This window comes from Pelosinus fermentans DSM 17108 (genome assembly GCF_000271485.2).
Taxonomy (GTDB): domain Bacteria; phylum Bacillota; class Negativicutes; order DSM-13327; family DSM-13327; genus Pelosinus; species Pelosinus fermentans.
Genome location: NZ_AKVN02000001.1, coordinates 3,165,423 through 3,187,310 on the forward strand (window position 1 = coordinate 3,165,423; position 21,888 = coordinate 3,187,310).

At 41.4% G+C, this 21,888-nt stretch carries 17 protein-coding genes; all 17 read right to left on the minus strand.

The annotated features are described in order from the left end of the window. Nucleotides 1-8 precede the first annotated feature (8 nt). Nucleotides 9-890 carry a ChbG/HpnK family deacetylase gene (locus FR7_RS14625; RefSeq protein ID WP_007931746.1) on the minus strand — a complete coding sequence of 294 codons (882 nt, stop codon included), beginning with the start codon at nucleotides 888-890 and terminating at the stop codon, nucleotides 9-11. A gap of 186 nt (nucleotides 891-1,076) precedes the next feature. Further along, a complete protein-coding gene (locus FR7_RS14630; RefSeq protein WP_007931747.1) occupies nucleotides 1,077-2,354 on the minus strand; it encodes a Y-family DNA polymerase in 1,278 nt (425 codons plus the stop codon). A gap of 455 nt (nucleotides 2,355-2,809) precedes the next feature. After that, on the minus strand, nucleotides 2,810-3,355 hold the full coding sequence (locus FR7_RS14635) for an ECF transporter S component (RefSeq protein ID WP_007931749.1): 546 nt from the start codon (nucleotides 3,353-3,355) through the stop codon (nucleotides 2,810-2,812). 295 nt (nucleotides 3,356-3,650) lie between these two features. Further along, nucleotides 3,651-6,272: a phosphoenolpyruvate synthase gene (gene ppsA, locus FR7_RS14640; RefSeq protein WP_007931750.1), complete on the minus strand. Its 2,622-nt coding sequence runs from the start codon at nucleotides 6,270-6,272 to the stop codon at nucleotides 3,651-3,653. 55 nt (nucleotides 6,273-6,327) lie between these two features. Then, nucleotides 6,328-6,918: a TetR/AcrR family transcriptional regulator gene (locus tag FR7_RS14645; protein WP_007931751.1), complete on the minus strand. Its 591-nt coding sequence runs from the start codon at nucleotides 6,916-6,918 to the stop codon at nucleotides 6,328-6,330. 391 nt (nucleotides 6,919-7,309) lie between these two features. Further along, on the minus strand, nucleotides 7,310-7,696 hold the full coding sequence (locus FR7_RS14650) for a dihydrofolate reductase family protein (RefSeq protein ID WP_237769530.1): 387 nt from the start codon (nucleotides 7,694-7,696) through the stop codon (nucleotides 7,310-7,312). Between the two features lie 290 nt (nucleotides 7,697-7,986). Then, nucleotides 7,987-8,334, minus strand: coding sequence for a cupin domain-containing protein (locus tag FR7_RS14655; protein ID WP_007931753.1), 348 nt, complete (start codon nucleotides 8,332-8,334; stop codon nucleotides 7,987-7,989). Between the two features lie 218 nt (nucleotides 8,335-8,552). Beyond that, nucleotides 8,553-9,935, minus strand: coding sequence for a 23S rRNA (uracil(1939)-C(5))-methyltransferase RlmD (gene rlmD, locus FR7_RS14660; protein WP_007931754.1), 1,383 nt, complete (start codon nucleotides 9,933-9,935; stop codon nucleotides 8,553-8,555). 99 nt (nucleotides 9,936-10,034) lie between these two features. After that, nucleotides 10,035-12,458: a Lon protease family protein gene (locus FR7_RS14665; RefSeq protein WP_007931755.1), complete on the minus strand. Its 2,424-nt coding sequence runs from the start codon at nucleotides 12,456-12,458 to the stop codon at nucleotides 10,035-10,037. Between the two features lie 101 nt (nucleotides 12,459-12,559). Beyond that, complete coding sequence (locus FR7_RS14670) at nucleotides 12,560-12,814, minus strand: hypothetical protein (protein ID WP_007931756.1); 255 nt, start codon at nucleotides 12,812-12,814, stop codon at nucleotides 12,560-12,562. Nucleotides 12,815-12,828: 14 nt separating this feature from the next. After that, nucleotides 12,829-13,509, minus strand: coding sequence for a CPBP family intramembrane glutamic endopeptidase (locus FR7_RS14675; RefSeq protein ID WP_007931757.1), 681 nt, complete (start codon nucleotides 13,507-13,509; stop codon nucleotides 12,829-12,831). Nucleotides 13,510-13,648: 139 nt separating this feature from the next. Beyond that, nucleotides 13,649-15,085, minus strand: a complete 1,437-nt coding sequence (gene gatB, locus FR7_RS14680) for an Asp-tRNA(Asn)/Glu-tRNA(Gln) amidotransferase subunit GatB (RefSeq protein ID WP_007931758.1) — start codon at nucleotides 15,083-15,085, stop codon at nucleotides 13,649-13,651. Between the two features lie 3 nt (nucleotides 15,086-15,088). Continuing rightward, a complete protein-coding gene (gene gatA / locus FR7_RS14685) occupies nucleotides 15,089-16,552 on the minus strand; it encodes an Asp-tRNA(Asn)/Glu-tRNA(Gln) amidotransferase subunit GatA (RefSeq protein ID WP_007931759.1) in 1,464 nt (487 codons plus the stop codon). Between the two features lie 11 nt (nucleotides 16,553-16,563). Next, complete coding sequence (gatC, locus tag FR7_RS14690; protein ID WP_007931760.1) at nucleotides 16,564-16,854, minus strand: Asp-tRNA(Asn)/Glu-tRNA(Gln) amidotransferase subunit GatC; 291 nt, start codon at nucleotides 16,852-16,854, stop codon at nucleotides 16,564-16,566. Between the two features lie 181 nt (nucleotides 16,855-17,035). Then, nucleotides 17,036-18,319 carry a SpoVR family protein gene (locus tag FR7_RS14695; protein WP_007931761.1) on the minus strand — a complete coding sequence of 428 codons (1,284 nt, stop codon included), beginning with the start codon at nucleotides 18,317-18,319 and terminating at the stop codon, nucleotides 17,036-17,038. Beyond that, a complete protein-coding gene (yhbH, locus tag FR7_RS14700) occupies nucleotides 18,319-19,503 on the minus strand; it encodes a sporulation protein YhbH (protein ID WP_007931762.1) in 1,185 nt (394 codons plus the stop codon). The genes FR7_RS14695 and yhbH overlap by 1 nt, the downstream gene beginning before the upstream one ends. A 28-nt stretch (nucleotides 19,504-19,531) precedes the next feature. Further along, the gene (locus tag FR7_RS14705) at nucleotides 19,532-21,460 is read right to left on the minus strand and encodes a PrkA family serine protein kinase (protein WP_007931763.1); all 1,929 of its coding nucleotides are present in this window, start codon (nucleotides 21,458-21,460) and stop codon (nucleotides 19,532-19,534) included. Between the last annotated feature and the right edge of the window lie 428 nt (nucleotides 21,461-21,888).

Sequence of the window (21,888 nt, forward strand, 5' to 3'; positions counted from 1 at the left end):
AGTTCTCCTTACTGTTTAACTAAATTTATAGACCGCCCATCTATATTTCCTATATCATTGTAATTTACTAACTGAATTTCGCACTTTTTAATACTCTCTAAGACTTCCTTGCTTTTTAAAGCCTCCATTTCTTCCTGCCAATGATACCCCCACGGAAAGAGCTGTTCTAGTGCCTGGGTATTTTTTCCCGGATGCACCATAATTTCAGAAATTCCCTCCGGCAGTCCTTTCAGAATATGCAGCAAGGATGATTGCCGCATAGATCCTCCTACCATCATGCCAAAAAAATGTTGTGGAAAAAAGAATCCCATCCTCTTATAAATGCTTTGCGCCAATAATGAACAGCCAGTAAGAACTGTCTTTGCCATTAACCGGCTTATATCAGGAACTCCCTTCCCCAGAAAACCTATAGGTTCGGCCGGTATTCTTATCTTATTAACATTAAATTCCCTGGCAACCCGGCCAATCACTTCAGCCAGTCCCGGCAAGGCGTGCAGATGTTGGTGACTGTCGATGTGCGTAATCTTAATCCCTGTGCCAGCAGCTCTCTGCATCTGGCATAGAAGTTCCCATTCTACATGCTTTCTAGAGATTTTACCACTAACATATTTCTTAATAAACTGACCGTAGCTTGGAAAGAAAGCGCCTTCCTTAGTTAGCAGCGTATGAATATCGCCGCGTGCTACCGGACATGCCCCGACCAGCGTCAGATGCACGCCAACACCAAGCTTCGGATGTTTTCTAGCCAATCTGACTGCATGTTCAAAGGCCTCTCCGCCTGCCATAATGGATGTACTGGTCACACATCCTGCAACATGACTTTCCACTATGGCCTCATTTATTAACTCGTGCAGCCCAAAATCATCAGCATTAACGATAAGCTGTTTCATAAACTCACCTGCTTTTGTTATAAAAATTTTGGTACGTTTCTCTGAATCATTCTAACGGATGATTCTGAAATTAAAATGAAAGTAAATAATTGCTCTGCAAACAGCCCGAAATGGACAATAAAAACCTCCTATCAGTCTTCACTAATAGGAGGTGCTCTCGACACAGGACAACATCATGACTTTGCATCATTCACTTTTTCCTTTATGTCCGCCCACATAATCCGCCCGTTCAAGGAAGGTTCCACCAGCCATCGACCCAGCATAAAAGATCATTTTTTTGCCAAATCGCTTCCGAAGATCATCTACTACTCTATCTATGGCATGGTTCTTTTCTTCCCCTTCAAAAAATAGCTCTAACTGCTCATGTCCTTCTGATACGATTTTCCCAGCAGTAACATTTACCGATCGTACCGGTTCGCCCTGCCACCGCTTACTAAACTCCTGGCGTGCCGCTTCACTAATAATATCCGTTGCGTGTTCTGGGCGAATTAACTTAATTCTTGCAGTAAACCCCAGCTTAAAATTCCTATCCGAGTATCCTATTTTTAAATATACCTCTTGGCATTTTTCCTGGTGCTTTCGCAGCCTAGTGCATACATCTCCCACCATTTCCTTGATGATCATTAGAATTTCTTCTTTTACATCATAATCCCGCATCAATATCTGGTTTTTACTATAGGATTTACGTTTTGACCGTTCCTTCTGGCTAATGATGCTAGCATCCAAACCCCATGCGTGATAATATAACTGCACCCCTATTACGCCTAGAGTTTTCTGCAGCCACAGTGGATTGGCGTGAGCCAGCCCCTCAATTGTATAAATACCCATTCTCTTGAGTTTTTGATCATATCCTCTGGATATGCCCCAAAACGCAGTCAACGGCTGTATTTTCCATACCGTCTCTGGCACCATCTCATACGTCCATTTTGCAATCCAAGGCGGACGTTTTTTCGCTTCATTGTCCAGTGCCAATTTTGCCAAAAGCGGATTATCGCCAATGCCTACCGTCACAATAAGACCTAACTCATCCTTCACTATCTTTAAGATGGCCGCCGCAATCACCTCTGCAGATCCAAACAAATTTCGCGATGCGGTAACATCCAATATGGACTCATCAATGCTATAAACGTGTAGATCTTCATCTGTTACGAACCGGCGAAATATATTTTGTATCGCCTGGTTAACATTGATATACAGCGCCATATTTGGTTCTACTACCATAATCGGCGAATGTTTTGGAATTTCAAAGAGCCGGTTTCCGGTCTTGATATTATATTCTAATTTAACCCTCGGGCTGCTGGCCAGTACGATTGCACCCGCTCTTCTTACATCCGATACTACGACAATATAGGCTTCTAGCGGGTCAAGCCCCCGCCGAACCGCCTCTACGGATGCAAAGAATGATTTTACATCGATGCACAATACGCTCCTGCGAGGAAAACGCGAAAAATCAACGAGCCCCATTGCTTTTGCCTTCTTTCTCCTTCATCTGCTCGTTGTGCTCAGACAGAAGCATTCCCGCCCACTTGATCATACACCGGTCGATATAAACGATCCGAATCATTCGCTGGTAAATAGAGATACTTAGTAAATCTATCGTATGTTCGCTCATCACTATCCACCCCCATATACATACTACCAGAACGTATGTTCTATGTAAATGTCGATGGACCTAGTAATTTATTCCAACTTGAATGGAAAGAAAGCCGGCTAAGATGGTCATCAAAACCACCCTAGCCGGCGTTTCCTTTCACACTCAAATTCCATACCATCAAGCAAGCTAACAATCACTTTCTCCCTAAATATTGTTTTCTTCCTTTGTTTGCGAGAACAAACCGATATACGATTATCAGATTTAAAACCGAGAATAACAAAGGCTTTTGCCAAGTCCTTACAGACACAGGCAAAAGCCTTGGTTTTTACTTGCGATTGGAAAGCACAGCATCTCTCAGTTCTGGCGCAGCTACATATTTTCGCAGTTTTTTCACCAGCGGCAGGGCGATAACCGCCGCCACTCCGATTTGAACTAAATTGCCGGGAATGGAGGTCATCGGCGCCACCCAGTTGCCGTAAATAATACCTTCTGCACCATAATAACCCACCACTTTAATCAGGCAAGCCGCCACTAAGGCTAGGATATACGCCGTCAAAGTCCGGTTCTTTTCACAAATAGCTCCGACTGTATACCCCATCATGCCGACAATCAGCAGGGTAAAGGGAGCCCACAAAAACCAGCCACCCACCACATCGAACAGGGCCATACCAATACCGCCGGCCAAAGCACCGGTCCAGCGGCCGTAAAGAATGGCAAAAAGAAAAAGTGGTACATTTCCCAAATGAATCAGTCCGCCGTTGGCGGCAATAGGAAGACGAAGATTAATAAAGGATGTACAAGTAAATACGAGAGCAATGCCTAACGCGGCATAGGCCAGTTGTTTTGTCTGACTGAAAGCTTGTTTTTTCATACCGTTTTTCCCACCTTTATTTTAAATGACAAGTACAGTATAAATCATATTTGTATTCTTTAAAATATCCAGATTATTATTTTTCAATAGGTACAGTTTTTATAAATGAGTTTGACAATAGATCTCTTGTACTTGATCCCACTTTGCCAAGCCTATATATCCAGCCAAATCGAACAGGGAACCTTATCCGCTGGCGTGCAAAAAAACGACAAAGCCATTGAACCCAGGACTCTCCTGGTTTCAATGGCTTTGTTCTCTTTGTCCAAATGCAGCACTCTGTTAATCTACTTTGTTATTACAAAATTTCTACATACCCTTCCGTCCCATTCACCCGAATTCGCTGTCCGTCTTTAATCAATCGGGTAGCATTCTCTACGCTTACTACAGCCGGGAGACCGTATTCCCTTGCAACAACGGCGCCATGAGTCATCATCCCGCCTACCTCCGTCACCAAGCCTTTAATCGCTACAAATACCGGTGTCCAACTTGGGTCAGTAAAGGTAGTGACCAAAATATCTCCTTCTTCGATATTGGCATCCTCCATGTTGAATATGACCCGCGCCCGTCCCTCAATGATGCCAGAGGAAACCGCCACACCGGCCAAAGCACCGGAAGGAATGCTGCCGATGTCATATTCACTGGAGATAATTTCCCCCTCAGAAGTAATGACCCGGGGAGGTGTCAGTTTCTTAAAAATCTCATAGTCTTCTTTTCTCTTTGCTATGATGCTGGAATCCAGCCGGCCTGTTCTAACTGTTTCCCTCAATTCCGTAAAAGATAGATAGTATATGTCCTCGCTAGCTCTTATCACTCCCTTTTGCACCAGGTTATCGGCTTCCTTCAGCAATGCTTGCTTGACAATCCAAAGATACCAGACAAGCAGATACTTGCTATATTCCCTGTACCCAGCGAAATTGCGCAAAACGCTAATCATCCTCTTGGTCTTTTTAACTTTGCTCTTTCCGCCGGGCAGTTGTTCCAGACGTTTCAGAATATCCTCTTCCTGCTGTCTTGCTTCCTCCAGTCCTTGCTCAAATTTCATATCGTGGGCACCAGGCCGGAAAGCCTTGATGTTGCTGAGAATCATGGGAATAAGTGTCGTTGGCTTCTCATTCCAGCGTGACCTGGTTATATCAATTTCCGCAGAACAACGCATGCCGTATTTTTTAAGGTATGCCCGGATAGAAGCACTCACGGCTTGCCCACCTTCCAATTGAGCCAAATCTGCAAAAAAGGTCTCGTCACTGGCATGCGCAAAATACGCAAGCACCGCCGGATACTTCCTGACAACATCTGCTACATCCAAAAGTTCCAGCCCCATTTCGGAGGTAACATTATCGGGGACCGACTGGGCAAGGGCGTCAGCCGCATTTTTTTCTCCCAGCCATTTTTGGATGTTTTTATTGATCCAGGAGCTGGCATAAGCACCTGTAAAAACCGCTCCGTAGCCGGCAAAAACCGCATCCTTTATGTCCGCATAGCTCTTAAAGATAACATCAAACAATTCATCGCCCGATACTTTGGCAATCCTTTGCTCCAGGTCGTGCATCACCATCTCATTATGAGCCATAAGGTTTTTCACGATATCATGGTCATTCCTAAGATAGGTTTTTAGTGTGTCGATTCCCCATTTCAGCCACACGGAAACCCCCAGCATCATTCCCTTTTCCCGGGACAATCCTTTGATAAAATCCTTCCGTTTTAGAATATTATAAACAGCCTTCTGCATCAAAACATCAACCACGCCCATACTTTTGGCCAAATTCTTGCCTATTATCGGTAAACTGAGTTCACGGGACATGTCGATATATAACCTGCCTCCGAGTTCAATCATTGCCGAACCGGAAATCAATTTAAAAAAATCCTGAAAAAAGCTGTAACCTAATGGTTTCATAGCTTCGGTCATCATCTGCCGATGACCGAAGGAAAAGTAGACATGGTTTTTTCCATCCTTTGCCCCCGGTACAGGGTATAGGGTCGTGATGGGGCGGCTTTGGACGATATAGAAGCTATCTTCATACAAGCACCATTCGATGTCCTGCGGACGGCCAAAATACGCCTCAATCCTTCTGCCCATGCCCTCAAGCTGCAAGATCTGCTCATCCGTCAGCGTCTGCGTATTTTGCTTTTCAGGCGCTATCTCTTTTTCCTCCGTGCCGCCTTCTTTTAAGGCGTAGATGGCCAGCTTCTTGGCGGATATCTTCTTATCGACGATCCTGCCCTCTCGCACCTTATAGATATCGGCGTTCACCAGGCCGGAGACCAGCGCCTCACCAAGGCCAAAGCTGGCGTCGATAGACAGCACTTGCCGGTTGAAGGTAACAGGGTCGGCAGTAAACAGTATCCCCGCAGCCTGCGGGAAAACCATCTTTTGAATGACGACAGACAGATGGACCTTGCGATGGTCAAAGCCGTTTTGGATACGGTAGGTTACGGCCCGGTCAGTAAACAGCGACGCCCAGCATTTGCTGATATGCTTAAGAATGGCCTCTCTGCCGATAATGTTTAAATAGGTATCCTGCTGGCCGGCAAAGGAGGCATTCGGTAAATCTTCCGCGGTGGCGCTGGATCGCACGGCATAGGCGGTTTCTTCACCAAGTTTTGCGATATAGCGGATTATCTCCTCCTCTATCTCCCCGGCAATGGGTATCGCTTCGATGATCCTGCGAATTTCGCCGCTGATTTCGGCGATTCTCTGTCTTTCGTCCGCCCTAAGCTGTGCCAGTTGATCCAGCAACGCGTCAAATTCCGAAGTTTGTCCGATGGTTCTTTTATACGCTTCGGTAGTCACGCAAAAGCCCTCTGGCACCCGTATCCCGTCAATCCTGGATAGTTCGCCCAGGTTGGCACCCTTGCCCCCTACTACCGCCAGCTTTGTTTTATCAATCTCCCGGAAGCCCAGTACATATTGATTCACAGATATCCCTCCTTGTTAGTTGCCAAACCGATTGACAGCTATATTCTAGCAATCCTTAAACCCTTGCAATTCCTGCTTTGATTATGTCGAGACCGTCATTAATCTTTTTTAGATACATATTCTCGTCGAATCCAAACAGGGAAAACTGCTTCCAAATGAGAGAATAAATCATATCCGCGACCAGGTCGGCGTCAACTTCCGGCCTTATCAAGCCGCGCTCTTTATCACGCCCGATTATTTTGATCAAACCTTCGAAGGAAGCAGCACGGAGCTTGGTAATGAATTCGCTATTATCAATCTCCATCAGTATAGCGATTTGGCTATATTCCGATTTTGACCGGCCCCATGCTAATGAGGCTTTGGTTGCTTGCATACAGATTTCAAAAACATCCGCGTCCGGATCAAGGGATTTTGACTGATAGACAACCTCCCGTTTTTCTTTTAGAATCTCTTCGAACATATAAAGAAAGATATCTTCCTTACCGCTGAAATACTGATAGAAGCTTCCCCTGGGTATGCCGGCAGCCTTAACGATCTGGTTGATGGATGCCTCACTGAACCGCCGGGTTGAAAATTCCTGTACGGCAGCATCAAAAATCTTCCCTTTCTTATCATCACTTAAATTATGGAAAGTGTCTTTCGGCACGCTATCATCTCCTTTGAAGATATAATAGCACGATACGACTTACATGACAACCTTATCATATGACAAAGTTGTCATTTTTATTTTATGTAATACTGAAGCAAAATATTAGGGCTGCAGAGCAGGCTAGTAAATTCCGTTCCATCAATAGAAAAAATGAATTGCCTCACCTTTTTGTGTCCGCAAAAGGTTGACTATTCTCTTCTTGATGGTCTTGGATACCTATAAAAAATAGCCGGTCAAGATGATTTTTCCAACCACCTAACCGGCTCATTGCGAACCCAGTTCTTGCCTGGCTTCATGAGGCAGTATTTTCTTTTCAGCAGAACTGTGTGCTCTACGCAGGCGAGTGCTCAAATGTCTATGCCGCCTTACACTCTGTTGATCTCGCAGTCTACCTTGTTCGGTATACCAATTGAACCACGCCCGAACTGTATCTTCGCACATCCGTAAGCACCAGGCTGAGTCGCTCACGCAAACTCTCAAATAATGGTTTGCCAGCCCCCAGCACAACCGGGTGAACAGATAAACGATACTCATCCACCAGCCCAAGATTGATAAACGTGGAAATTAAACTTGCTCCGCCATATAGCCATACATCCTTACCCGGTTCCTGCTTGAGCTTCCTTATTTCCGCTTCGATATTGCGATTAATGTATTGTACCTCACCACTTGAAGCTGTGTATGTAGTAGAAACTACGACTTTATTTTTGCTATGAACCAGTGCCCAGATTTGTTTTTCACATTCAGAAGCCTTGTCAGAAGGGGTATAGTCCCCCATAACTCGTAGCTTTTCCTCCCATATACAATTGTGTCTATTTCACTTAGGAACTGCTCAAATTCCATTTCCTCATCCATGATACACCAATCTACTTCACCATTTAGACCTTCAATAAACCCGTCCAGCGTTACTGCCAAATCTAAAATTACTTTTCGCATCTGAACAAGCCTCCCTAGCCTTGAACCGCTGCACGCAGCAGCATTCTATAGTTTACCAAACGTCAATGGATTATCATGTGTATTCTGCGTATTAAGCAACTACACGGAAATTTGGCAACCCCTCTGTCCCTGTTAAACATCTGCATCTGTTGCAAAGGCCTCCGAGCCCATTGGTGAAATTGTAACAAAAAGGCGCAAGACATCTTCGCCGATGTTTATAACCTGCAGGCTTTCCTGCCCATCAACCTGCATTAACTCACCCGCCTGCAACGAGGTTTCATTGCCATCCGTGACAACCTTGGCATTCCCCTCCATGACTTGCAGGAAAAGGGTTGATTCTAGATGTGTGTGTCCTGGTAGTATTGCCCCTTTTGCAATGTTCAGTATAAAAGCAATTACATTATCGCTTTTGAAAAGCATCCGCTTGGCGATTTTTTTCTGAGGCTCATGGAAATAATCATTGAAAATAAACTTGTTCATAGGTAAATCCTCCTTCATTTAATTTTAGAATTTAATATACCCCAATTGGGCCATATATAACTACTCTCTTTTCTGCAAAATGTTTGAATATCTCAAAAGGAAACAACCATCAGGCTGCAATACACGCACCCCTTGCGGCGTGTGCCAACTTGAAATAGCAGCTTTTCCAAGGATTATATCGAACTTGGGGCTAGGCTCACCCCAGTCGCCACCTGATCTCAAAGGCTATCTTTTCTTACCAGCCTTGCCACGCACTCCACGTGATACGTATGGGAAAACATATCAATTGGCTGGATTTCTTGTGCCTTATATCCCAGCTCTTCTAGTATGGCCAAGTCTCTGGCTAAAGAGGATGGATTGCAAGATACATATACAATACGTTTAGCCTCCATAGCTGCAAAGGTTTCCAATACCAGCTTATCACATCCTGCTCTGGGAGGATCAACGACAATGACTTGCGGACGAATACCTTCTTTGAACATTTTTGGCATGCTATCTACCGCATCGCCAACAATAAATTCAACATTGGAAACTTGATTCATCTGCGCATTATGCTGAGCATCACGAATCGCAGGTGCAACAATTTCGATTCCATATACTTTTTTTGCATGACGGGCTAAAAACAATGTGATGGTTCCAGTACCGCAGTAGGCGTCAATTACAGTTTCTTCTCCAGAAAGTCCTGCATATTCTACAGCTTTATTGTACAGCACTTCTGCTTGCTTCGTATTGACTTGAAAGAAGGATCGAGCTGAAATATGAAAAGTAAATTCCCCTAATGTATCCGTAATGTAGTTTTCTCCCCATAAGGTTATTGTTCGATTTCCTAATATTACATTCGTTTTATTGCTGTTTATATTCTGTATGACACTAACTAACTTGGGCACTCTTTGACGCAAGTGAGCAATGATTCGATCTTTGTGAGGCAGTTCAGACGTTGCGGTTACTAAGACTACCATAACTTCATCGGTAGCTGTACCTACCCGTCCTAATACATGACGCATAGTCCCCTGACCCGTACGCTCATCATAGGTACTAATACCAAGCTCTGTTACAATTTCTTGCAAGGCTTGAGCAACTTGATTATTAGCTTCATGCTGAATATAACAATGCTCCGTATTAATTATGTTATGAGTTCCTTGGGCAAAGCAGCCTACTGCGACCTTCCCATTGACTGTACCAATAGGAAATTGCATCTTATTTCGATAATACCAGGAATTTTCAGCACCTATCGTAGGATGAATTATCACATCATTTATTTTCCCAATGCGAGTCACAGCATCTATCACTGTCTGCCTTTTCAAAATAAGCTGCTCATTATAAGCAACATGCTGCAATTGACAGCCGCCACAATCATAATAAATGGAGCATCGTGGCTGGCAGCGTGCAGCTATCGGTTTTAGGATTGCTTTTAACTTGCCTTTTGCATAACTTTTTTTCACTTCGGTAATTGTAACTTCTACCTGTTCCCCTGGTAGCCCATGAGGTACGAAAACAGTAAACCCTTCATATTTTCCGACTCCTTCCCCACTATGTCCCAAACTAACAATATCCAGGGTATATGTATTATTTCTTACAATTGGTTTTTCTTCTTTTACCATCTTATTATCACCTTTCCATTCAATCAGGAGTTTTTTAATCCAGCTTTTTATTCAGAAATAAAGAGTGCCCAGTAAGGCACCCTATCAATAAAGAATTTATTAATGTTTTGCATCAGCTGCAGCTTTACTTAATGTAATAAAGCTATCCGTATATTCTTTTAGTTTCTGCGTTACTAAATAATGAATACTGCCAGGTGGATAGGTTCCATCCACACGACATTCACCTGCCGGTACATCCGTTAATAATTCGATACCTTCATCAATTGTTTTTACCGCATATATGTGAAATTGTCCTTGTTTCACCGCTTCAATGACTTCATCATTAAGTACTAATTCATCTACATTCTGGTGAGGAATCATAACGCCCTGCTCACCTGTCAAGCCTCTCATTTTGCAGATGCTGAAGAAACCTTCAATTTTTTCTGTAACCCCTCCAATGGGTTGGACTTCGCCTTTTTGGTTAACCGACCCTGTAACAGCAATTGATTGTTTAATTGGAACACTTGCCAGACTCGACAGCAGCGCATATAGTTCTGTACTAGAGGCGCTATCGCCATCAATGCCACCGTAAAGTTGCTCAAAGGTTAAACTTGCAGTAAGTGCCAATGGATACTTCTGCGCATATTTTTGTCCTATATAGCCACTTAAAATCAACACACCTTTGGTATGACTTGTACCGCTCATCTTGGTTTCGCGTTCGATGTTAACAATACCGCTCTTTCCCATATAAGTATTAGCAGTGATACGAGAAGGCTTTCCAAACATATGCTCTCCAACTGCCATAACAGCTAAGCCATTTACTTGACCAATTTTTTTATCTTTTGTATCAATCATGAGTTTACCATCAGCAACCATTTCCTGCAAGTGTTCTTCATATTTATTACTGCGATATCTTTTTTCTTCTATCGCTTGTTTGACATGTTCTCCTGTTACCATATCATTTTGATTCATGGTGGCCCATATATCTGCTTCGCATAATATCTTTACTATTTCGCTAAAGCGAGTGGTCAACTTTTTCTGACTCCCTGCTAATCTACAGGAATATTCCACAACTCTGGCTACAGCAGAGCGGTCGAAATGTTTTAGCTTTTTACTCTCAATTGCAGAACTAATAAACTCAGCCATTTTTTGCACATTGTTCATATTACTATCCATTTGCGTATCAAAGTCAGCGTGAATTTTAAACAGTTTACCAAAATCTTCATCATAATTATACATTAAATAGTACAAATAGGGATTGCCGATTAAGATTACCTTCACGTTAATGGGCACAGGCTGAGGTTTCAATGACGCCATAGCCATCATCCCATATTGTTCACTCAGATTTTCTACATATAATTTTTGTGTTTTCAAAATCCGCTTCAAGGCTTCCCATGCACCGATGTTAGTTAAAACATCCCGTACATTCAAAATGAGATAGCCTCCATTTGCTTTATGCAGTGCTCCCGCTTTAATCATGGTAAAGTCCGTACTTACCATGCCCATACGTGTTTCATATTCTACCCGGCCCACTAAATTATAATAAGTAGGATTGGCTTCTACAATGACTGGAGCACCTTTTAGCTCACGATTATCCACCAATAAATTAACTTTGTATTTATCCCGAATAGAATCTTGGGTATTCTTTTTCAAAAAGGCAAGAGGATTACTGTGATCATCATCACCACTGCTGTTCTTAAAATCATTAATATTTTTTACAACATCATCTTTTACCGCTTCTAAATATTCTACAACAGCACTATGATCTTGATATTTCTGCCGCACTTCATCAATCATACTGCCAGCGGCAAACAGACCTACCTTACCATCTAATTTCCGGATTTCTTCCCGCATTTCTCTTTCCAATTCCTGCATGCGCCTTACTACTTCCATGGCTTTTTCATGAACGGCCAATATTTTTTTCTCAGTAGCTTCTCTTTCTTCTTTTTCCAGGCTTTGAAATTCCTCAGGAGTCAGCGTTTTCCCATCCTTCATCGGCATGCCGACAAAGCCAGTCGTTGACCATTGAGGCAATATTCCATTCTCACTGGCTTTTTCGTTAAAAGAATCAATAATCAGCGTACGCCTTTCTTGAAATGACTTTATGGTATTATTTTTAGCATTTTCGTAATCATCGCTGCTAAAAACTTTCCCAACTTCTGTTTTTATGTCTTCAATTAGACCTTCTATATCCTTGCAAAATACATGACCCATTCCTGCTGGCAATAATAAAGCGATAGGCTGGCTGCTATTTTTAAAATTATTCACATAGCACCAATCACCTGGACGTTCCTGTTCCTTGGCAACTTTAGCAACGGCCGCTTTCGCATAAGTAATTTTTCCAGTTCCTACCAGCCCCGAGATAAAGATATTATATCCATGATTTTTTGCAAACAAACCAAATTCTACCGCTTTAACAGCACGCTTTTGTCCAATCATTACATCAAGAGGAGATATACTCGCTGTAGTTTCAAAATGAAATAAATTTTCATCACAAGTAAAACGAAGTTTATTTACTGGCAGCTCAGGATATTTGGTCATCATATCTGCTCCCTTTTTCCACATTTTAAAGACATACTTCGACTATTTCCATAAAAACCCCTTTTACACTCTTAACTTTTCTTTTCCTTCATCTTCTGAGCAGGTTACTCGCCCTCTTCACTCCACAAAACAGATTGATAACCACATTGTACACATATGTCAAAAAATTTTTGAGGTTCATGGCATGCAGCATTAATCATGGACTTGGTGGCACCCGAACTATGAACCCACATCAGTTCACGATCCGTTTTAAATTCTCCGATTATACCTGATAAAGGACCATTCGCATACATACCCGAGGGAGGAATCTGACTAGCCCCGAAACTTTTTATATTACCACAGTTTTGACATCTTGGCATACTTTCATCTCCTTTTATACAAATGATATCCCCAAAAATAACATAATGATTTTAGATGTATTCAGCACCGAATGGGCAGCAATCGAACTAATGAGTGAACCGGTCTTATAATAAAGATAGGATAGGCCCACTCCAACCAGAATCATTTCACTAAGCCAATACAAATTAAAATGCATAAGTGCGAAAACGAAGGAACTAGCAATCGCTCCTCCCCAAAATCCCCATTTTTCTTTCATGGGTAAAAAAGTAAACAATCGATATAGTATTTCTTCTGTCAAAGGTGCTAATGCCCCCGCTAGGAATAAAGGGGAGGCTAGATCACGCCATGAAATGGCTTTTTCAACTTGGGCAACTAAAGGATGCTGGCTAGGTGTTAAAAAAAGAACTGTCGTATATATTCTTTCACTAAAAATGCTTACACCTAGCAATATAAAACCAACAATGATTCCATAAAGTAAATTTCTGTTAAAATTATGAAAGGTTAGTCCTAGTGCTTTGAAGTTGCCACTATGCCTTCGGACTACAAAATAAACCAGCGCTAATACCACCAACCGATCAGTCACTTCTATGACAAAAGGTGTCGCCACAAAAATCATGGGATATAAAAGTCTTACTAAGAATAAACCTACCATTAATCGTAATACATGAATCGAAAAAACATCCTTGAGATTCCAAGGGACTTTATTTTCTAACATAATATTACCTCTTAAATTAGAAAGACATATCAATACCATTATGCACGTCCATATCATCTTTCATGCTTGGAAATTTTTAAACAAAAAATAGCCTTCCTGCCTTGGTCTCGACAGAAAAGCTATTTTTCAATCTATCTTATTATAATCTTTCACGCAATAAGGTATTTACCATATCCGGATTCGCTCGTCCCTTTGTTTGTTTCATAATTTGTCCGACTAAAAATCCTATAGCCTTGTCTTTACCTGCTTTAAAATCAGCTACGGATTGAGGGTTTGCTGCGATTACACTTTCTACAATGGCAACAATCTCACTACTATCGGAAATTTGCACCAGCCCTTTTTCTTTGACAATCACTTCCGCATCTTTGCGGCTGGTCCACATTTCTTCAAATACGGTTTTGGCTATTTTATTAGAAATTGTTCCCTTTTCAATTAGAGCAAGCAGCTCTGTTAATTGCTTAGGTGAAACAGGGCAGTCCAAAATCGTTATGCCTTCACTATTTAAGTGTTTAGATACTTCCCCCATCAACCAATTAGCTACTACTTTTGCATCTCCATTATTTTGCACACTTTGGTCAAAATAATCAGCTACCGCTTTACTAGACGTAATAATGCCAGCATCATATTCTGATAAGCCGTAATCATTCATTAGACGCTGCCTGCGAGCATCAGGCAGTTCTGGCAGATTGGCACGAATTTCGGCCACTCTGGCTGGGTCAACCACAATTGGCACCAAATCAGGCTCTGGCAGGTACCGATAATCGTGGGCCTGTTCTTTACTGCGCATAGAAGCAGTGACCCCTTTATTTTCATCCCAAGTACGTGTCTCTTGGATCACTCTTCCCCCATCGTCAAGTATATCTTCCTGACGAATCACTTCGTACTCTATACCGCGCTGTACAGAACGGAAAGAATTGAGATTCTTAATTTCCGCTTTTGTACCAAGAGCAGCTTGTCCATGGGGCCGCAGGGAAATATTAGCATCGCAGCGCAAACTGCCTTCTTCCATTTTGCAGTCCGATACATCTAAGTACTCCAAAATGGCTTTTACTTTCTCCAAATACGCCCTGGCTTCTTCTGCAGAGCGAATATCTGGTTCAGAAACAATCTCTAATAATGGTACTCCTGTGCGATTATAATCTACCAAGGCAGAGTCCGAACTGCTGATCGTAGCTCCTGAATGCACCAGTTTTCCGGCATCTTCTTCCATATGTATGCGTGTAATATTAATACGTTTGGTTTCTCCATTTACCTCAATATCTAAATGCCCATTTACAGCAATGGGTAAGTCATATTGAGAGGTTTGGAAATTTTTCGGCAAATCAGGATAATAATAATTCTTACGGTCGAACTTACTAAACGGCAGGATTTCACAATTGAGAGCCACCCCTGCTTTTATAGCAAATTCCACTACTTTCTCATTAATGACTGGCAATACTCCAGGAAGCCCTAAGCATACCGGACAAACATTGGTGTTTTGTTCTGAGCCAAATTTTGTGCTGCATCCACAGAAAATTTTTGAATTGGTCTTCAGCTCTGTATGAATTTCTAACCCTATTACTATTTCATAATCCATCGATTAAACCTCCCCCAGGGTTGCAAAGCCCTTGTGGTAATCATTATTCTGCTCAAATGTATAGGCAGCGCGAATGATTGTTTCTTCTCCCAGAGGCTTACCGATGATTTGCATACCAATAGGCATGCCAGCTGCAAAGCCACATGGAATGGAAATCGCCGGTACTCCTGACAAATTTACAGGAATCGTACATACATCCTGCAAGTACATGGCAAGGGGATCATTCGTCTTTTCACCCAATTTAAAAGCAGTAGTAGGTGCCGTCGGTGTAATCAATACATCCACTTGCTCAAACGCCTTGTCAAAATCCTGTTTCACCAAGGTGCGAACTTTCAACGCTTTTAAGTAATACGCATCATAATAACCGGAACTTAACGCATATGTACCAAGCATGATACGACGCTTTACTTCTGCGCCAAAGGCTTCACTGCGAGTCTTCTTATACATATCAATAATATCATTGCCTTCTACTCGATGGCCAAAGCTCACTCCATCATAACGGGCCAAATTAGAACTGGCTTCTGCCGGAGCAATCATATAGTAAGCTGACAAAGCATATTCCGTATGGGGCATAGATATTTCTTTATATTCAGCACCTAAGGCTACTAACTGCTCAATGGCCTTATTAATGGCTCTTTCTACTTCAGCATCCATCCCAGCAACAAAATACTCTTTTGGAAGACCAATTTTCAAACCTTTAATATTAGTTACCAATGATTTTGTATAATCAGGCACGCCAGCATTAATTGAAGTCGAATCTTTGGCATCATAACCGGAAATGATATTCATCACATGTGCACTATCCGTAACATCACGGGTAATCGGTCCAATTTGGTCAAGGGAAGAAGCATATGCTACCAGTCCGTAACGGGATACACGACCATAAGTGGGTTTTAGTCCAACTACACCACAATAGGCTGCTGGCTGACGGATCGAACCACCTGTATCGGACCCTAATGCCCAAATTGCTTCTCCTGCAGCCACCGCGGCCGCAGAGCCGCCACTGGAACCACCTGGTACCGTTTCCAGATTCCAAGGATTATGAGTAGGAAAAAATCCTGAGTTTTCTGTAGAACCGCCCATGGCAAACTCATCCATGTTAGCTTTACCAAGGATAACAGCATCTTCTGCTGCTAATTTTTCAGCAACGGTTGCATCATAAGGAGGTACAAAAGTTGCCAATATTTTTGAAGCACAAGTTGTTTTTATTCCTTTGGTGCATATATTATCTTTCAGCGCTCCTGGAATACCAGCAAGCACAGAAACCTTCTCACCACGCTTAATTTTACTATCCACTGCCTGAGCCTGAGCCAAAGCAATCTCACTCGTTCGGGTAATATAAGCTTGTACATCTTTATCGACAGCATCAACCCGTCCTAGCACAGCCTTTGTTAATTCTACAGCTGATATTTCTTTTGCTGCTAATTTTCCATGCAATTGACTCGCTGTATGTTTAAATAACTCCATGCTTATCCTCCTTATCCTTCCATGATCTTAGGGACTTTAAAATAACCATCTTCCTGTTCAGGCGCATTTGACAATGCTAATTCCCGAGACAGAGATGGCTTTGCTTCATCTGCCCGCATTACATTTCTTAGGGGCAACACATGGGCAGTAGGCTGTACATTATCAACATTTAGCTTATTTAAAACATCTGCATATTCCAAAATAGCATCCATCTGTCCAGTAAATGTCTCAAGCTCACTCTCAGAAAATTCCAGTCGTGACAATAAAGCAACATTCGCTACATCTTTACATGTAATCTTCACAATCTCACCATCCAAACTTAGTATTGTTAAGAAATTTCATAATAAACTATATTATACCATGTTTAAGAGAAATTCAAAAATAAAACATTTTGAACCGCAAAAATGCTAGGATTATATTTTTTCACTTATAAACAAAGATTGCTGCAACGCAGATCGGGCGTTGCAGCAATCTTTGTCTTTCTCAATCATGTACATGTACTATTTTACTTTCACTACAACTAATGATTTTAGGAGTATTATCGATCTTGATTCGCAGATCAACTTTTCCGCCCCAAAGGTCAACAACATATTTGATGGTTTCCTGGGCATAGTTTAATTCCAATTCTCGTTGATCACAAACATGCTCTAATAGTAAGGTACCATTTTCCACCTCTACAGGTCTAATAATCGGTATACTCCCTAAGCCAACAGCATTAGCCAAATTATCCCGTACGGTTTTCCAGCCTTCTTCATTGGAAACTTCTGTTACAACGATATCGTCACCTTGTATGCCATAGGAGAACAAATGCAGCTTTTCACACAACTCCTGATTTAAATAACGGCGAATAAAAGACTGATCCCGATCCTCAGACCGTATGGCCATAATCTTCTCTCGCCCACCAGGCTGCTGATCCAAATATTCAAACATCTTAAATCCTACAAAATAGGGATTAATCTGCCCTTGATGGGGACGTATTACCAGATGATGGCGTTGTAAAAATTCCAAGTGAAGTCCCTGTGGCAACTCAAGCTGATTTAAAATTTGATAGTGCCAGTAGCTGGCCCATCCTTCATTCATAATTTTAGTTTCCAATTGGGGAATGAAGTACATGGTCTCTTCCCGTACGATATGAATTAAATCACGTTCCCATTCAGCCAACTTTCCTTTCTCCGCCAGAAAAGCTAATAAATCATCCTTTAGCCGATTTGGTACAGTTTCTTGCTCTTCTTCAGGAATTTGCTTTCTTTCGCCATGCCGGCACGTTTGGAATTTAAGTCCGTGTGCCGCATCCAAAATACGCTCTACTTTATCCGGGCCGATGCTGGGATCTTGTATATATTCTCTGACACGATTCGCATGAGCCTTAAACATTTCCATTTCCAGATTGGCCCGCGTGTCACGCTTAAATAGACGATTATTCTTAAAAAAATCATTATGTCCGTATACGTGAGCCATGGTCAAAATATGAATGAGCAAGGTATTATCCCGCATTAAATAAGCAATGCAAGGGTCAGAATTAATTACCATTTCATAGGGTAATCCAACAAGATTGTATTTATAAAATGTTTTTTGCCTTTCATAAGCTTTACCAAAGCTCCAGTGAGGATAATGGGAAGGCATACCTACGTATGCCTCATAACACAACATGTCTTCATAACTGCATATTTCAAAATGCTGTTCATAACAATCTAATCCTGCATCCCCTACTAACTTTTCAATTTTATCATTCCAATATTCTAATTCGTCTAAGCTATAGGCTGCCATTAGCTGTTACCTCCAGATTCCGTATCTAAGATTTTCTTAAATGCCGGCCAAATATCTGTTTTATCGCCCATCATAACCATAATAAAATTATCCAAGTTTATTCGTTTTTCATATTCCTTGCTAATGGCACTGCCATACATGCTGCTGGTTGTTATTTCTCCATACCCAAATAAATTGCTGATCGTACAAAGCTGATTCACTAACGCAACAGCCTTTTCATTATCTTCACCCCAGTTATCACCATCTGAGCAGTGAAAGATATAAATATTCCAAATGGCTGGATTGTAACGCTGTTCAATAATTTCTAATGCTTTCTCATATCCACTGCTGATATAGGTTCCTCCAGTCTCACCTCGATGAAAGAACTCTTGTTCATTCACCTCTTTAGCAGTTGTCGTATGTGCAATAAATGCTACCTCTACATGTTCATATTTCCAGCGCACAAATTGGTACAGCAAAAAATAAAAACTGCGCGCTAAATATTTTTTGGTTTGATCCATTGATCCAGATGTGTCCATAATGCAAATCACTATCGCATTGGAATGCCTGCGGGTATCTTCTTTTATGCGGCAATAGCGCAAGTCATTTTCATGAAAAGGTATCCGTTCCGCACATTCGTCTTCCTCACTATCCGTATCCGTTTTATCTCGCTGCGCCATTTTTTGACGTTTAATTTTTTCTGCCAATGTTCTTTTCTTATTCAAGTGGGGAGGAATCCCTTTGCGCTGAAAGCTTGAGCGCTTAAACTTGCGTTCTGACTCGATTTGGGCAAACTTTTTCCTTTCCATATCCGGTAATTGTAAATCATCGAAAAGATAACTAGTAAGTTCCTCAATGGTTATTTCAGTCTCATAAACATCTTCACCGGGATTATTACCAGCTTGCCCCTGCCCTGGCTCCTGACCTGGCTGACCGTTCGCCTTGCCAATAACCTGCCCCTTTGCTTCCTGCCCTTCCCCGGAACCTGTGCCGCCGGCATTCTTTCCGTAAATGAATTGATATTCTTTAATTCCTCTGATGGGAATTTTTATTTTTTTATCCTTGCTTTGCCCGATAATACTTTCCTCGGCAATAATGTCACCTAAATTCTTTTTTATGCTTTCCTCTACCAGTTGACGATGCCTTTTGCGATCCCACGCTGAGCGATCTGAACTATTCGTATTTCCATCCTTAAAAATAGCCACAAACTGTCATCTCCCTCCTACCAATCCCTTAGTCCTTCCAAAGATTATTGGCCGCATATTTCAAGATGACATTACAACAATGGTCACAATAACCATTCGCCTTTAATTCCTCACCCATAACATTATATTTGGTATCTTGTTCTTTATCCCGTACTCTCGCCTTCGTAATGATACGTGAAATTTCTTTAACGGCTACCGTTAACTTCTTTTCAATGGCCTCCTTTAAAGGCTCATAACACTGGTAATCAATTTTGCCGCCATTACGCAAGACAGAAAACATATAAGCAGTCACGTCCTGACGAAATCCAGGTGCCGCAGTACTATAAATTCCAACCTGTTCTTCGATTGACTGAAGAAACTTAAGATCAGGTTCCAGTTCTTCGCCTGTATTTTTGTCTTTTATCTTAGTTGAATTAGCAAAAGCCTCCGCATGATCCAAATAGTTATTAAATAAGCTTTCTGCCTGTTCACTATACCCATGTATAAAAGCTCGTGTAATTTCTTTCTCTAAAATCTTATGATACTCTTTTTTAATGGTATCTTGTAAAAAAACTAAATACCGTTTCTTATCATCTTCAGCAATGGCCAATTCTTTAACTGCTTTCGTTAACGTATCTAAAATACTAATTGGGTTAATACAATTATTTTCTGATTCCGATAAGGCAACATCTACAGCCTTCATAATAAAGCGAGTAGAGATCCCGGTCATTCCTTCTCGCTGCGCTTCATCCCTGAGCTCAAAAATATCGATTTTCTTCGTAGAACCTTTTTCCACGATTTCCTCGCCATTATATAGTTTCAATTTTGTTAATGGGTCTACTTTAGCTGACGGACTTAACCGAGTTAAAATGGCAAACATGGATGCCATTTCAATCGTGTGAGGTGCAATATGAGCATCAAAACTGCTGCTTCTTAAAATTTTCTGATAAATCTTTACTTCTTCATCCAGCTCCAGGCAATAAGGAACTTCAACTTTAACAATTCTGTCTAAAATCGCTTCATTCGTATGATCGGATTTAAATTTATTCCATTCCGCTTCATTCGAATGAGCTAAAATGATTCCATCAAAATAAATCATAGAGCCCTTGCCTGGCGACGGTATCGACTTTTCCTGAGTAGCGGTAATCATCGTATGCAAATATTCCACATCATTCTTAAAGACTTCAATAAACTCAACCAATCCCCGATTTCCTACATTAAAAGCTCCGTTTAATGACAATACTCTAGGATCATCTTCGGGATATAAATCCATTTTAGAAATATCAACAGACCCAATCAATACAGAAGTATCTTGATTATTAGGGTCAACTGGGGGTACTGTACCTATGCCTTTACGGGACCGGATGGAAAACTCTGCAGTTTCTACAGGAAAGCGCTCAAACTCACCATGGTATTCATTTTTTAAACGATAGCGGCAGACAGGGCAAAGATCACCTTCAATTTTTACACCTAACAGCTCTTCAAATTGGGGACGAAGATGTTTCGGAATCAAGTGAAGCGGCTCTTCCCGCATTGGACAATCTTTTATGATATAAATAGAGTGGCTCATTTCCAGCATTCGTTTCAAGGCTTCCATTATAGAAGACTTACCCGCACCGACAGGACCAACAAAATAGAGAACTTGCCTAGATTCTTCTCCTTTCATCGCTGCAGAATGAAAATAACGCATAATTTTCATGAGTGTCTTATCGATGCCATAAAAATCATTTTTAAAATATGTGTAGCGCTTTAATAGATCATTACCATAAATTCGTTTTAAACGAGGATGCTCTTCCGTTTTTACTGTTTCTACGCCAGCAGCAATCAGCAAATCATACATGCGCTGATGCGCCAGCATGACGACCTTAGGATTTTCCTTAATGATTGCCAGATAATCAAGAAGCACACCATCAAACTGCCGATGCGTCTTTGCTTCCCGGTCTTGTTGTATAAGACTTGCAAAGTCAAAACTTTTCATAAAATTGCCCCTCCCCTTAATTTACAAGCGTACTCTCAGAAAAAACCAGATATAGCCGCAAACTAGCAAATGAGCATAAAGCGTGGATTAAGCAGCAGGTTCAAGATTTAGTTATGTGCTAATGGCGCTTTCCAAGAGACTATCCTACAATAAAAGATATTTAGAAACAGTTTCCTAGAGGCTTTCGAATAGAAGAAATCTATATTATAGATATGCAAATCCTTGCAAACATTATTACTATAGAATTTTTTAGCATAAGGGTTCTTTAACCTCTTACCTACTGATTTTCATTGAATGCTCCTGAAAAAGGTCAATAAAAACACCTAACTCCTTGGTATAACAAGGTTTCAGGTGTTTTTATCACTAATATGCTTTTAAACAATGTTGTTAGCTGCGATTTCATCATAGGGAGATATTCTTATTATGGA

What these genes read in the sequence shown, in the direction of transcription:
- FR7_RS14695 (WP_007931761.1), bottom strand. Translation starts at nt 18,319, where the DNA reads ATGGCAGCCTATAGCTTAGACGAATTAGAATATTGGAATGATAAAATT.
- FR7_RS14705 (WP_007931763.1), bottom strand. Translation starts at nt 21,460, where the DNA reads ATGAAAAGTTTTGACTTTGCAAGTCTTATACAACAAGACCGGGAAGCA.
- gatA (WP_007931759.1), bottom strand. Translation starts at nt 16,552, where the DNA reads ATGGAGTTATTTAAACATACAGCGAGTCAATTGCATGGAAAATTAGCA.
- gatB (WP_007931758.1), bottom strand. Translation starts at nt 15,085, where the DNA reads ATGGATTATGAAATAGTAATAGGGTTAGAAATTCATACAGAGCTGAAG.
- FR7_RS14650 (WP_237769530.1), bottom strand. Translation starts at nt 7,696, where the DNA reads ATGGGGGACTATACCCCTTCTGACAAGGCTTCTGAATGTGAAAAACAA.
- FR7_RS14635 (WP_007931749.1), bottom strand. Translation starts at nt 3,355, where the DNA reads ATGAAAAAACAAGCTTTCAGTCAGACAAAACAACTGGCCTATGCCGCG.
- FR7_RS14670 (WP_007931756.1), bottom strand. Translation starts at nt 12,814, where the DNA reads ATGCCAAGATGTCAAAACTGTGGTAATATAAAAAGTTTCGGGGCTAGT.
- FR7_RS14630 (WP_007931747.1), bottom strand. Translation starts at nt 2,354, where the DNA reads ATGGGGCTCGTTGATTTTTCGCGTTTTCCTCGCAGGAGCGTATTGTGC.
- FR7_RS14625 (WP_007931746.1), bottom strand. Translation starts at nt 890, where the DNA reads ATGAAACAGCTTATCGTTAATGCTGATGATTTTGGGCTGCACGAGTTA.
- rlmD (WP_007931754.1), bottom strand. Translation starts at nt 9,935, where the DNA reads ATGGTAAAAGAAGAAAAACCAATTGTAAGAAATAATACATATACCCTG.
- FR7_RS14665 (WP_007931755.1), bottom strand. Translation starts at nt 12,458, where the DNA reads ATGATGACCAAATATCCTGAGCTGCCAGTAAATAAACTTCGTTTTACT.
- FR7_RS14655 (WP_007931753.1), bottom strand. Translation starts at nt 8,334, where the DNA reads ATGAACAAGTTTATTTTCAATGATTATTTCCATGAGCCTCAGAAAAAA.
- FR7_RS14675 (WP_007931757.1), bottom strand. Translation starts at nt 13,509, where the DNA reads ATGTTAGAAAATAAAGTCCCTTGGAATCTCAAGGATGTTTTTTCGATT.